Origin of the sequence: Arthrobacter jinronghuae (assembly GCF_025244825.1) — a bacterium.
Taxonomy (GTDB): Bacteria; Actinomycetota; Actinomycetes; order Actinomycetales; family Micrococcaceae; genus Arthrobacter_B; species Arthrobacter_B jinronghuae.
Map to the genome: position 1 here is coordinate 2628623 of NZ_CP104263.1, position 13135 is coordinate 2641757.

Genomic DNA, 13135 nt, shown 5'->3' on the forward strand with positions numbered 1-13135 from the left:
TCCCAATCTAGTTGCCGAAATCTGGCGTCCTCAGTCTACGTGAGAGACGTACCGTGAAGGTCCGTGTTTCCCTATTGACCTTTATTCCCTGCATACTGCCAGCTTCAGGGCGGGAGCCAGGTCTCCCACGGGTTTCACCATTATCTGCCCGAGCCCCAGCCACTGTGCCATGAGCCGCAGCTCTGCAGCGAGTTGACGCGCCGTCTGCGGCGGTGCTCCCGGTTCCGAAAAGGCTGCCTGAACAAGCAGCATACCCGCGCCGCGGTCCGCTTTGAGGTCCACTCTGGCCACCAGTTCCTCTCCCAGCAGGAACGGCAGCACATAATAGCCGAACCTGCGGGCCTGAGGCGGGGTATAGATTTCTATCCGGTAGTGGAAAGCAAACAGCTCCTCGAGCCGCCGCCGCTCGAAGATGAGCGAATCGAACGGACTCAGCAGCGCCTGGCCTGATACGGACCTCGGAATCACCGCTTCCGCGTGCAGGTAGGCGGGCTGCCGCCAGCCCGCGACTTCCACGCGCTCGAGGATGCCTTTCCCGGCAAGGACCTCCGCAGCAATAGCCGTCTCGCGCTGCTGCAGACGGAAATAATCGGCAAGCCCCCGGACCGTCGCGACGCCGTGTGCCCGGCCTGCAACCTCGGTCAGGCGCAGCACTGCCTGCTCGGGATCGGATTGTTCCAGCGCCGCTGCGCCTGCGGGATGGACCAGCGCAGTCGGGGCATATAACCGCTCGAACTGCGGGGTCCGCCCTGCGGATCCGATCTGTCCGGAGGCGAACAGATCCTCCAGCACGCGCTTGGCGGCATTCCAGTTCCATCCCCAGTGGGAAGTATCCCGCACAGCGCTGTGACCGAGGAGGTCCATTACCTGTCGGGAGGTCAAAGGCCTGCCCGCGGCATGCAGAAGTCCGAGAATACGTTGACGAAGATCCTCGGCGGCTGCGGGAGGCAGGGAATGGGCGGTCATCCAGGTCCGCCGTTGGACGGCGCGGAGATCCGCAAAGAGCTCGGGCCGGACGAAGCTTGCCTCGTGGGCCCAGTATTCGACCATGCGCCGCGGCCGCCGGGTCCCCAGGCGGTCCAGGATTGCCTGGTCGTAGGGGCCGAGCCGGGAAAACAACGGGAGGTAATGGCTGCGGGCAAGCACATTCACCGAGTCGATCTGCAGCAAGGCAAGCCGCTCAAAGGTACGGCCCACCTGCCTTGCGCTAACAAGGCCGGCGGGCCGTTCCCGAGCCAGTCCCTGCGCCGCCAGTGCCGTACGGCGGGCCTGTCGGAGCGAGAGCCGGGTTTTCATCCCCTCATCCTAGGGGAGCCGTCCGGCTGGACGGTCAGGCAGTGGCGCGGTAGCCGCGGGTTTCCTCCCGTGGCTCTTCCGTACCTTCCGCGCACTTGGAGTCCAAGGTGATGACCCCGTAGGTCCAGCCGCGGCGGCGGTACACCACCGAAGGTGCGCCGGTTGCGGAATCAACAAACAGGTAGAAGTCGTGGCCGACCAGCTCCATATTGTCCACGGCGTCGTCAAGGCTCATGGGGGCACCCGGGAAAACCTTGCGCCGGATCAATACGGGGCAGTCGCCGGTGGCGTCTTCCTCTGCCGCGTCCTGGGCGTTCTCTTCGTTGGCCTGTTCCTCTGCGGCGGCCGCGACCTGCGCGTAGAGCGGCTCGGAGGTGCTCACGGGACCAAGATCAGCGGTGGCAACCCGAACCGGGATCGGTGCGTGGCGCCCGTGGTGCACCTTGCGCCTGTCACTTGCCCGACGCAGCCGTTCCAGCAGCTTCCCGTACGCGAGGTCGAACGCCGCGAACTTGTCTCCGGATGTCGCCTCGGCACGAACAACGGGACCGCGGCCGGTGACCGTGATTTCCACGGTGAGGGCGCTGTCTGCGTCCCGGACGTTGCCCTGCTTCGTGACCCTGGCCTCCACCCGCTGGACTTTGTCGCCGAGCGCCTCCACTTTGCCGATTTTCTCTTCGGCGTACTCGCGGAACCGGTCTGATACTGCAACGTTACGTCCGCTGATCATGAATTCCATGGTGCCCTCCAATAGATTTCGGTGACACAACAACGGCCGCTGTCAGTTGCCTTCGCGACCGTTGCCGCAGGATAACCCCGCTACTTGAAGCTATCCATACTCAACACGTTAGATCACCGTCGAGCTTTATTCACGTCTCGCGATTCCGTTTCCGGCGCCCGTGGAACGGACCCCCGGAACGGCAGGGTCTGTGGGAGTTGTGTTACGTTCCGGGGCTGGTGTGGCTGCAATAACCGCCGCACCAAGGACCCGGGCACCCGCCCGGCGCAGTGCCCGCACCGTCTCCGCAATAGTGGCTCCCGTGGTCAATACGTCATCAATCACCAGGCAGTTGACGCCCGCAAGTCCTCCCGGCATACCGGCGGTCATGGTGTTCCGGACGTTGCGTCGCCGCGCGTTGCGGCCGAGTCCCTTTTGCGGGCCGGATGCGCCGGCAGGCCCTCCCCCGTGGTTCCACCGCCGCAGCAGTGCGCCCGCCGTGCCGTACCCCGTTGGTATGGATACAAGGGAAACCACGGCGCAGCCGGCAGGCAACAACCGCCGGCGCCGGAGCCTCCTCAGCAGCAGCGCCAGCGGAAAATAGCCGCGTTTCCGAAGCGAGCCGCCGGTGCCTGGCACCGGGACCAGCACCAGTGGAACGTCCCCCTCCCTTCGGCGTACATCCGTTACCGCTGCCTGCAGGACGTCCGCCAGAACCGGTGCCAGGAACCCGGCCAGGTCGGTGTGCCCCCGGTTCTTAAAAGCAAGGACTGTCCGCGCGAGCCCGCCCGAGTACACGCCTGCCGCCAGGACCGGCAACGGGACAAAGAGGTCAGGGTCCGCGCCGGTCGGGTCCGCGCCTGTCGGGTCCGCGCCTGGGACTCCCGGTTCTGCGGCGGGAAGCGCCCCGGCACCTTCCTGCGCAGGATACGGATGCAGCGTGCCGCGCCGGATCCTCGCCGTGCATACCCTGCACAGAGAATGGTCCGGCGCCCCGCAGGCCACGCAGGAGACAGGTGCCAGCCCGGCAGCCAAACCGGACAGCGCAGCGGCGATCCCCTGCCCCGCCGGTGAGTAAAGCATCCGGTCCAGCCGGCGATTCGGCATATCCATCCGTCTACGATGGGGCCCGACCGGAACCGGGGGCGCAGCACAATCGCCGCCAGGGAACATCAAACCGGACGAATAGCGCATTCAGGCCGCTGTGGAGGAAAACAGGGGTGCTGCATCACCCCGGGAAAGCCGGGTCCCGGATTCCTTCCGTCCGGAGCGTCCAACTGCTCCCCACCTTGTTGAAGATGCCCTCCGAGGTCTGGATGAAAGTGTCCTCAGCGCCGTTTCCCGCGCTGAGGCCCGTGATCCCTTCCTTCGCGGAAAGCAGATCCGGATCACGCCTGGTGCTGAGGATTACCGGCACGGCTTCCTCCGCACCGGACTGGACGGCAACCACTGTGTCTTCCGAAGCCCACTTGACCCGGTTCACGGCCCCCGCTTCCGGCGGCACCTGTTGGACCATCGGAGCCGTGAGGGAGACGGGAACGCCTTCGGCTGACCGGACGACGCCGGCAATCATCACCTCGCTGCGTCCGTCCCGGTTCGCCGCCACCAGGGCCCGGGTGCCGTCGCGGGAAATCCGCAGTTCCGTCACGGTCTGCCCCTCCAGCCACGGCGCAGAAAGGACGGCCGCGGAACTCCGGTCTCCCCCGGGCGGTACCGCGAGAACCTGGGATCCGGTATCCGTGGGCTGGGAAGTCCAGACCCACCGGCGGGGATCCACGCTGGGCGCCGTAAACCTTTCGGCCTCGGCCACCACTGAAACGTCCTGTCCCGTTCCCGTCACCAGCAGCGTGTCCTCCTGGCTGTTCAGGAAGGCGATGACCGATCCATCCACAGACATGGCCGGATGCCGGGGGCCGTATTCCGCCACTGACGGAATATCCCCGATCGGTTCGGGACCGTCCGCGTAGTAGGCCAGTTCGTCCTGATAGACCACGATCTGTGTGGCTCCGGCGGACGGGTCTGCCACGGCGGACGGCAGCTCGCCGCTGCCCTTGCCGAGGTCTACGTCCCGCTGGTCCACCGTCATCCGCACAGAGGTGACGTTGTTGAGGCCGCGCAGGTTTTGTTCGAGCTGCTTCACCATCTGCTGCCGGTTCCGGTCGCTGGAGTCCCGCAGCGATTCATCCGCGAAATCCACGACAGCCTTTCCCGAGGCCACCGGGACCGCATCGCGTGCCAAGGCGGTTCCGGAAGGGAAGGCGCTGAGGACTGCACCCTGGAGGTACGGAGCGGGTCCTACGAGAAGTTCCTTGACGATGTTGGCGGCAATGCCGGCGCGCTGAATGAACCACCGCGTATCCGGGACCCAGTACTGGTAATCACTCGAATAGAAGTAGAGGTTGTGGGCGATGAAAATCGCAGGGAAACTCGCCAGGGACACGATGATCCCGTCGGGGACGGCGCTGAGCCTCCATTGTCCGTCCACATTTTCGAGCTGGACGGGGAAAGCTTCGGTGCTGCCCTCCGCGGCGTCCGTCCGGATGCCCCGGACATTCACCCGCCCCTGCACTTCCAGCTGAATCTGGAACAGGTCCGGTTCCGGCATGGCCACGATGCGTGAGGACCGGTAAATGGTCACCCGTTCCTCGGGGGACCATGTAGTCGCCAGCTCCGGGGCCAGGAATTGCCGGGCCACGCTGTAATCGTCTGCTGCGCCCCTGCCTGCCTCCATAAAGCCGCGGATGATGTCCTGCGGCGAGGCATCCTCGGCCGGACCCTCGGGCGAGAAAACCGCGTCCTCGCCCGTTTCCCCGTTATTCTCCGCCGATGCCGTGCCTACCGGTCCAACGGTGGGTATCGAGGAGCAGCCGACCAGAACCAGAACGATACTGAGCCACAGAACCAGCATCCTTCCGGTCCGTCCCCGGCGCGCCTTGGGCAGCACCTTCCGCTTAGTAGGCATCAATATCCTCTTCCCGGATCGGAGCCGCAGCAGTGAGCGCCAGGGGGCCGGCAGCGACCTCGCGGGGAGACAGCGGCACCGGGGATGAGTCAAAGCCTGCACCATGGCGGCGGGGAAGCGTCAGGCGGAAGCAGGATCCGTTTCCTGGTTCGCCCCAGGCCTCGAGCCAGCCGCCGTGAAGCCGCGTGTCTTCGGTGGCGATGGACAGGCCCAGCCCGCTGCCGCCCGTGGTGCGTGCCCGCGCCGGATCCGCCCTCCAGAAACGGTCGAAGACATGCTCGGCGTCTTCTTCGGTCATCCCGATGCCATGGTCGCGGACCGCTATGCCCACAGCCTCCTCGGAAGCTGCTATCGCAATTTCGATGGGTTCTCCTTCACCGTGCTCCAATGCGTTCACCAGCAGGTTGCGCAGGATCCGCTCGATCCGGCGCGGATCGGCGTCCACAACGCAGCTGGACTCCTTGGACACCACAACCACCTCGGAGCCGCAGTTGTTCGCGAGCGGCTCCGTGGCGTCGATGACGTCACGGACAATATGGAAGACATCTGTGGGTTCCAAATCGAGCGCAGCCGCCCCGGCGTCGAACCGGGAAATCTCCAGCAGGTCCGCCAACAGCGCCTGGAACCGCTCCACTTGGTGATAGAGCAGTTCCGTGGAACGCCGGTACATCGGATCAAAGCTGTCGCGCGCTTCGTAGAGCACCTCCGCGGCCATGCGGACCGTGGTGAGCGGCGTCCGCAGCTCGTGTGAGACGTCGGAGACGAACACCTGCTGCATACGCGACAGTGTAGCCAGCTGGGTGATCTGGTCCTGCAGCGTGCCGGCCATGCGGTTGAACGACGCCGCCAGGCGCGCAACTTCGTCCTCGCCCTTGACCTCCATGCGCTCCTGCAGCTCACCTGCTGCCAGCTTCTCCGACACCGCTGCCGCGTCGCTGACCGCGCCCAGGCCGGCCTTGGCTACGATCCACGCGATCGTGCCGCTGATGGCAAGCAGCAGGAATCCCGCGATCCAGAGAATCCGGTGGATGTCGTCGAGCGTCGCCTGCATCGAATGCAGGTCATAGATCAGGTAGAGGGCATATTCCGAGCTGTCCGGGGGCAGTGTGACCTTGGTGCCGAACGCTATGCCGGGCTCGCCGTTGGCGAGCTCAAGCGGAGACCAGAACACGTAATCCGTCTCGGACGCTGTGGCATCGCTGGCGATAACGGCGTCGCTGAGGGCCACCGGAATGCCGCTGGCGGTAATGGTTCCGCTGTTCACAGAGGACGTGACGTACAGGGGCTCCTCGGTCGGCAGCGGGGTGAGCAGATAAGTCCGCTGGGCGTCTGCACCTTGGCCTTCCAGCAACGGAAGCGTGTCCATGACCAGCCGGTCGGTGCCCTCCCGGTCGCTAGCGGCGGTGTCCCGGAAGTTGTCCTTCACTTTGGACAGGCCCGACGTCGCTTCGGTTCGGAACTGTGTCAGCCGCTCTTCATAGAGGGAATCGGCAATCTGGTGGGAGAGAAAGGCACCGATCCCGGCACCTGCAAGCGCCACCAGGAGGAGCGTGGAAACCACCGTCTTGAACTGCAGGGACCTCCGCCACAGGCGGGCGATCCGATGGAAGGTGGCCCGCCGAAAGGAATCCCGCAGGCGTACCAGGCCCTGCAGCGCCATATCGGTTTTAGGGGATTTCCCGGCCATCCCGGCCAGGAAACCCGGCAACTTAGCTCTGGCCCGCTTTGTATCCGACACCGCGCACCGTCAATACAATCTCGGGTGCTTCGGGGTCGCGTTCGATCTTTGAGCGGAGCCTCTGCACATGCACATTCACCAGCCGCGTGTCGGCGGCGTGGCGGTACCCCCAGACCTGTTCAAGCAGCATCTCGCGGGTGAAAACCTGCCAGGGCTTGCGTGCCAGTGCCACGAGCAGGTCGAATTCCAGCGGCGTCAGCGAAACGCTGTCGCTGCCTCGGGTCACGGAGTGGCCCGCAACGTCAATGGAGACCTCGCCGATCCGCAGGGTCTCCGGTGATTTCTGGTCGCCCGGGCGCAGCCGGGCACGCACGCGCGCCACCAGCTCCGCGGGTTTGAAGGGCTTGGGCACATAATCGTCGGCGCCGGATTCCAGGCCGCGCACGACGTCGGACGTGTCGGACTTGGCGGTGAGCATAACGATGGGGGTGTCGGACTCGCTGCGGATCTGCCGGCACACTTCGATGCCGTCGATGCCGGGAAGCATCAGGTCCAGCAACACCAGATCCGGCTTGCTGTTGCGGAACACTTCGAGTGCGGAGGAACCGTCGGCACAGAACACCGGTTCAAACCCGTCGTTGCGCAGCACAATACCGATCATTTCGGCGAGTGCTTCGTCGTCGTCTACGACCAGTATGCGTGCCTTCATAGCTCCCTGTTTCCGCTGCTTGACTTCCGCGCCGCTGCGCGTCCGGAGCAGCATCGGCTGCCGCTCCCCACGGCGTTAAGCCGACTAAGTTAATCCCTATCATCCTAAGGGACACATATGCCGCCACGGCTCGCCGGGTGCCGTTTGGGCGGAGCGTCACTATAGTCGAGGTAACTAAAAGCTACTGCCTGCGGGGGAACGGGTAAGGATGAGCGAGCAAGAACACAACGACCGGCACTACAGTGGCCCGGGAAACAGCAGCCCCGAGTACCGGGCGCCGAACGACGGCGCCCGGATGCCTGTGCCCGGAATGCCGCAGCCTCCCGTGAACCCGTGGGCGCAGCAGCAGGGTCCTCCGCCGCCCGGAATGCCGCAGCCTCCCGTGAACCCGTGGGCGCAGCAGCAGGGTAATCCGTGGACGCAGCAACCTGCTGCGCAGGGCTACCCGCCGCAGGCATCCGCCTGGGACCAGCCCAACCCCTACCGGGGAGGCCCCCTCCCCCAGCCCGGTTACACGCCTCCGCCCAAACCGGGCATCATTCCCCTGCGCCCCCTGGGACTGGGTGAAATCCTTGACGGAGCGTTCCAGGCGTGCCGGCGCAACGCGTTGGCCGCCTTCGGCAACGCGTTCGTGGTCCAAGCTGTCGTGAGCGTGCTGCTGATCGGACTCGGCGCGGGCTTTTTCGTCTCCATTGACGGGTGGCTGCAGAGCGGATCAGCGAGCGGCGAAGTCACGGGCCCGGTCCTGGGAACGGTCGTGGGGGCGGTTTCGACCCTCGGCGGCCTGTCAATGGCCGGGGTATTGATTGTCCAGGGACTCCTGGTCCTTCCGGTAGTGCGGTCCACCCTGAACCTGCGGACCGGCTTCGGCCAGGTCTGGCGGCTGGCCCGCGGCACCCTCGGCCCGCTTGCCGGCCTCGGATTACTAATGCTGGCCGGTGCCGCCGTGGGCGTCACGGTCCTGGCCATGCTGGCTTACCTGATCATCGATACTTTCGATGCAGCGGGGCTTATCGTGGTGATCCCGGCCCTGTTCGCGGTGATGGCCGCGGCTGTGTGGGTCTCGGTGAAACTCTCCCTGGCACCGGCAGCACTGGTATTGGAAGGTATCGGTGTCTTCCCTGCGATTCGGCGGTCCTGGCGCCTCACCGGACGCAACTGGTGGCGCACCTTCGGTGTCATGGCCCTGACGAGCCTGATCGTCAATATCCTTACCCAGGTCCTTACGGTGCCGCTCTCCTTCGTCGGGAGCATGCTCACCCTGGCGGAAAGCGCCGTCCTCATCGGAGTCAGCGTTGTCCTGATCCTGGTTTTCTCCCTGCTGCTGGGCGCGTTGGCCTGTGCCTTCCAAAGTGCCGTCACGGCCCTGCTGTATGTTGACCTCCGAATCCGCCGGGAAGGCTTCGACCTTGCCTTGATGAAGGATCAGGAGAATCCGCAGGCACAGGATCCGGACTTCCTGCCTGGGCGTAACGCCGTGCCCATGGCCCGGAACACGCCGCCCGGTCCCCCTGCGGGCATGAAGTAGACATGCCGTCCCCAGCACGCCTCTGGTCCGGCGCCGCCATGGAGGCCCCGATCGAGCCCGATGCCGACCAGGCACGGGACTGGGCACGCGAGGAGCTGTCCAAGCGCGTGTACGAAGAAGCCGAACCCGGCCTGCTCGACCGGTTCTGGGCACGGGTCAGCGACTGGCTGAACGAGTTGTTCGAGGATGCGGACGGTCTCGGCGCGGGTCCGGGAGTCCTGGTACTGGTCCTGGCCGCCGTCGTGCTGGTGGCCGTGGCCATTCTCGTGATTCGCCCCCGCTTGAATGCGTCCGCTAAAAAGCGGGCCGAGGTCTTCGCGCACGACGTCGTGGAACGGGCGACCGACCACCGTACCCGCGCGGACCAGGCCGCCGCAGAGAACCGTTGGAATGAGGCCCTTGCCGAGTATTTCCGCGCGATGGTCCGTTCGGCGGAGGAACGGGTCATTTTCGATGCCCGGCCCGCCCGGACGGCCGCCGAAGCCGGCACCAGGCTGGCCGCCGCCTTCCCGGACTTCCACCCGGAGATCACGTGGATCCAGCAGCGGTTCGACGAAGTGCTCTATGGGAAGGGGATTGCCGCGGACGCGGACTACCGACGCGCATCTGCCCTTGATACGGCTTTGGAGGCGGCCCGTCCTGCATCTTCGGCATCGGCGGAACCGCCGCTGGCGGTGCCGCAATGAGCCGGGTTGCCGCTGAAGCGGTGCCTTCCGGCAGCATTGGTGCCCCGGGAAGTGAAGGCGACGAAGAGCCGGGGCGGGTACGCAGCCGGGTCGCGGCCTGGCTGCGCCGGCACCGGGTCCCGCTTCTGCTTCTGCTGCTGCTCTGCGGAGTCGTGATTGCTTCGGTCTGGGGACGTGCTGATCACGACACCGCTGCCCTCTCCCCCGCCAACCCTGCCCCGGACGGAGCCATGGCCGCCGCCGAAATCCTGGCGGACCAGGGAGTGGACGTGCAGCATCACCAGACGTTGGCGGAAGCGCAGGCCGCCCTGGATGACAATCCCGGGGCGACTCTGCTGTTCCTTGATCCCTCGGGCTTCCTCACCGGTGAACAACGCGAGGACCTTGCCGACGCTGCCGGCCGGGTAGTGCTCGTGGAACCGTCCTTTGAGCAACTGGCGGATTTTGCGCCTCAGATCCGTTCCGCCGGAGTTCTTCCCGAGGATCCTGACCGCCACCGGCTCGACGCTGACTGCAGCAACGAAGATGCCGAGGCGGCCGGAGCCATTGATGCCGGCGGGAAAACCTACCGGGGGCCCGTCACCTGCTTCCCGGCTCCGGGCAGCCAGGGCGCCGGCGCTGCGGGTGCCTATGCGGCTACCGAGGGCGGTTCCACCGTGGTGCTTGGCAGCGCGGACCTGCTCGCCAACGAAAGCGTTGCCCTCGAGGGCAACGCCGCACTGGTTTTCCGCACGCTCGGTGCGGACGAAACACTGGTCTGGTACCAGGCCGGCCCCTTCGATATTCCCGCGTCGGAAGCACCCGCCGATCCCTTTGCCTTGCTGCCCCCATGGGTGAATCCGCTCCTGTTCTGGCTCCTGCTGGTCGCCTGCGCCGCAGCTTTCTGGCGCGGCCGCAGGCTGGGGCCGCTGGTGGAGGAACCCCTGCCCGTTATCGTCCATGCGGCCGAGACCGCTGAGGGCCGGGCCCGCCTGTACCAGGACAGCCAGGCGGTGTCCCATGCAGCCGCCACACTGCGTGCCGCGGCCATGACCCGGCTGGCGGCGCACCTGCGGGTGGGCCCGGGCGCCGGCGTCGACACGGTCACGCGTGCGGCGGCGAACGCATCCGGCCGCAGCTATTCCGAGATTGACCATCTGCTCAACCAGCGACTGCCCGGAACGGGCGCGGAACTCGTGCGCTGGGCGCAGGACCTGAAAGACCTAGAGGAAGAGGCCACTTCATCATGAGCCAGCAGTACGAGCCCTACGCACCCGCACCCTCCGGAGCCGCCAACGGCACCGCGCCGGCGCCTCCTCCCTCTCCGGGAGAGGACCCCGTGCGTGCTGCCCTGGAGCAGGTCCGGCGTGAGGTTGCCAAGGCAGTGGTGGGGCAGGACGCGGCCGTGACGGGCTTGATCATCGCCCTGCTGGCCAGGGGGCATGTGCTGCTCGAGGGGGTGCCCGGCGTCGCCAAGACGCTGTTGGTTCGAAGCCTTTCCGCGGCGTTGGACCTGGACACCAAGCGCGTCCAGTTCACCCCCGACCTCATGCCCGGCGACGTCACCGGCTCCCTGATCTACGACAACCGTTCCTCCGAGTTCTCCTTCCGGGAGGGACCGGTGTTCACCAACATCCTGCTCGCGGACGAAATCAACCGCACGCCGCCCAAGACCCAGGCGTCCCTGCTGGAAGCCATGGAGGAACGCCAGGTGACCGTCGACGGCGTCACCCGTCCGCTGCCCGAGCCGTTCATTGTTGCGGCGACCCAGAACCCGGTGGAGTACGAGGGAACGTACCCGCTCCCCGAGGCCCAGCTCGACCGGTTCCTGCTGAAGATGACGCTAGACCTGCCCGGCCGGGAGGACGAGATCGAGGTGATCCGCCGGCACAGCGGCGGCTTCGATCCGCGGAACCTCGCCGCGGCCGGCGTCCGGCCGGTGGCTTCGGCCCGGGACCTGGAGCTGGCACGCGAGGCAGTGGCCAGGGTAACCGTTGCACCCGAGGTCCTCGCCTACATCGTGGACCTGGTCCGGGCGACGCGTTCGGCGCCGTCGTTCCAGCTAGGGGTGTCCCCCCGCGGGGCAACTGCCCTCCTGAATACTGCGCGGGCCTGGGCCTGGCTCTCGGGACGGACCTTCGTGACTCCGGATGACGTCAAGGCGCTCACCCTTCCCGCCCTGCGGCACCGCGTGGCGCTTCGGCCCGAGGCCCAGATGGACGGGGTCAATGTGGACGATGTGCTGGGAAGCATCCTCGCCACAGTGCCGGTTCCCCGGTAGCGCCGATGGCTGTTTCGGGCCGCTTTGTCCTGCTGGCGCTCCTGGGCTCCGTGGCCGTGGTGCTGTACCCCGGCGCCGTCTCGATCCTGCTCTGGCTGGCCTTCCTGGCCGCCGCTGCCGGACTGGACCTGCTGCTGGCTGCCCCCGTTCGGCGGCTCCGCGTGGAGCGGCGCCTGCCGGACAGCGTGCGGCTGAGTGAAACGACGGCAGGCACCCTGGTGGTCCGCAATGACGCCAAGGCCCGGCTGCGGGCCGTGGTCCGGGACGGCTGGCAGCCTTCTGCCGGTGCCCGCAACCCGCAGCAGCGCCTGACCGTTCCGGCCGGTGAAGCCCGGACCATGGAAGTGGTGCTGGAACCCGCCCGCCGCGGGATCCTGAAAAGCGGACATGTGGCGGTACGCAGTTTCGGGCCTCTTGGGCTCGCGGCCCGTCAGCGGACGCTGCCTGTCCCCGCGGAAATCCGGGTGCTTCCTCCGTTCCACGCCAAGCGGCACCTGCCTTCCAAGCTGCGCAGGCTAAGGGAGCTGGACGGCAACACGTCGGTACAGCTGCGCGGAGCCGGAACCGAATTCGACTCCCTGCGCGAATATGTGCGCGGCGACGACGTCCGCTCCATCGACTGGCGTGCCACCGCCCGGCGCCGGGAGACCGTAGTGCGGACCTGGCGGCCCGAACGCGACCGCAGGGTGGTCATTGCCCTGGACACCTCCCGGACGTCCGCCGCCCGGATCGACGACGAACCCCGCCTGGACACCGGCATTGAAGCTACCCTGCTCCTGGCCGTGCTTGCCCGCAGCGGCGGCGACCGTGTTGACTTCCTGGCCTTCGACCGGCGGATCCGGGCGCGTGTTGACTCCGGCGGCAAGGAAAACCTGCTGAGCCGGCTCGTCACTGCGGCGGCACCGCTGGAACCCGAACTCATCGAAGCGGATTTCTCCCTGCTGCCCGGCGCAGTGCACGCCGTGTCCGCACGCCGCTCCCTTGTTGTCCTGATCACCGCACTGGATTCCGGAGCTGTGGAGGAGGGGTTGGTGCAGGTCCTGCCCCGGCTGCTGGAAAAGCACGTGGTGGTGGTTGCCTCCGTGCGGGATCCGGGCCTGGACGAACTGCGTTCCGGCGGAGGTACAACGCCGGCGGTCTTCCGTGCCGCGGCAGCGGAGCGGGCCCTGCTCGACCGGGCTGCGGTCAGTGCGCAGCTGCGCTCGATGGGAGCGGAAGTTGTGGATGAGCCGCCGCACGAGCTGGCGCCGAAACTTGCAGATATGTATCTCCGCCTCAAGGCCGCCGGAAGGCTGTAG

11 protein-coding genes are annotated in these 13135 nt (G+C 66.6%); 5 read left to right on the forward strand and 6 right to left on the reverse strand.

Annotated features, from left to right (window positions below):
• Positions 1 to 81: 81 nt before the first annotated feature.
• The 6 genes from N2K98_RS12285 to mtrA all read right to left on the reverse strand — a co-directional run bounded on the left by N2K98_RS12285 (position 82) and on the right by mtrA (position 7363).
• Positions 82 to 1296, reverse strand: coding sequence for a winged helix-turn-helix domain-containing protein (locus N2K98_RS12285; RefSeq protein ID WP_255865136.1), 1215 nt, complete (start codon positions 1294 to 1296; stop codon positions 82 to 84).
• A gap of 34 nt (positions 1297 to 1330) precedes the next feature.
• Positions 1331 to 2035 (reverse strand): ribosome hibernation-promoting factor, HPF/YfiA family, encoded by a 705-nt coding sequence (hpf, locus tag N2K98_RS12290; protein WP_229949691.1) that lies wholly within the window; start codon positions 2033 to 2035, stop codon positions 1331 to 1333.
• 126 nt (positions 2036 to 2161) lie between these two features.
• Positions 2162 to 3127 carry a ComF family protein gene (locus N2K98_RS12295; RefSeq protein ID WP_255865135.1) on the reverse strand — a complete coding sequence of 322 codons (966 nt, stop codon included), beginning with the start codon at positions 3125 to 3127 and terminating at the stop codon, positions 2162 to 2164.
• A 115-nt stretch (positions 3128 to 3242) separates the two neighbouring features.
• On the reverse strand, positions 3243 to 4976 hold the full coding sequence (locus N2K98_RS12300; protein WP_255865134.1) for an LpqB family beta-propeller domain-containing protein: 1734 nt from the start codon (positions 4974 to 4976) through the stop codon (positions 3243 to 3245).
• Positions 4966 to 6636, reverse strand: coding sequence for an MtrAB system histidine kinase MtrB (mtrB, locus tag N2K98_RS12305; RefSeq protein ID WP_255797167.1), 1671 nt, complete (start codon positions 6634 to 6636; stop codon positions 4966 to 4968). Before mtrB ends, N2K98_RS12300 begins: the two co-directional genes overlap by 11 nt.
• A gap of 49 nt (positions 6637 to 6685) precedes the next feature.
• Positions 6686 to 7363 carry an MtrAB system response regulator MtrA gene (mtrA, locus tag N2K98_RS12310; protein WP_227918371.1) on the reverse strand — a complete coding sequence of 226 codons (678 nt, stop codon included), beginning with the start codon at positions 7361 to 7363 and terminating at the stop codon, positions 6686 to 6688.
• Positions 7364 to 7571: 208 nt separating this feature from the next.
• Here mtrA and N2K98_RS12315 point away from each other — a divergent pair, with 208 nt between their 5' ends.
• Genes N2K98_RS12315 through N2K98_RS12335 form a run of 5 tightly spaced genes read left to right on the forward strand, consistent with a single transcriptional unit; the run spans position 7572 to position 13135 of the window.
• Complete coding sequence (locus N2K98_RS12315) at positions 7572 to 8891, forward strand: hypothetical protein (RefSeq protein WP_255865133.1); 1320 nt, start codon at positions 7572 to 7574, stop codon at positions 8889 to 8891.
• Positions 8892 to 8893: 2 nt separating this feature from the next.
• Positions 8894 to 9577 (forward strand): DUF4129 domain-containing protein, encoded by a 684-nt coding sequence (locus N2K98_RS12320; protein ID WP_255865132.1) that lies wholly within the window; start codon positions 8894 to 8896, stop codon positions 9575 to 9577.
• Complete coding sequence (locus tag N2K98_RS12325) at positions 9574 to 10806, forward strand: DUF4350 domain-containing protein (protein ID WP_255865131.1); 1233 nt, start codon at positions 9574 to 9576, stop codon at positions 10804 to 10806. The genes N2K98_RS12320 and N2K98_RS12325 overlap by 4 nt, the downstream gene beginning before the upstream one ends.
• Positions 10803 to 11837: an AAA family ATPase gene (locus N2K98_RS12330; protein WP_255865130.1), complete on the forward strand. Its 1035-nt coding sequence runs from the start codon at positions 10803 to 10805 to the stop codon at positions 11835 to 11837. Before N2K98_RS12325 ends, N2K98_RS12330 begins: the two co-directional genes overlap by 4 nt.
• Positions 11838 to 11842: 5 nt before the next feature.
• Positions 11843 to 13135 carry a DUF58 domain-containing protein gene (locus tag N2K98_RS12335; protein WP_255865129.1) on the forward strand — a complete coding sequence of 431 codons (1293 nt, stop codon included), beginning with the start codon at positions 11843 to 11845 and terminating at the stop codon, positions 13133 to 13135.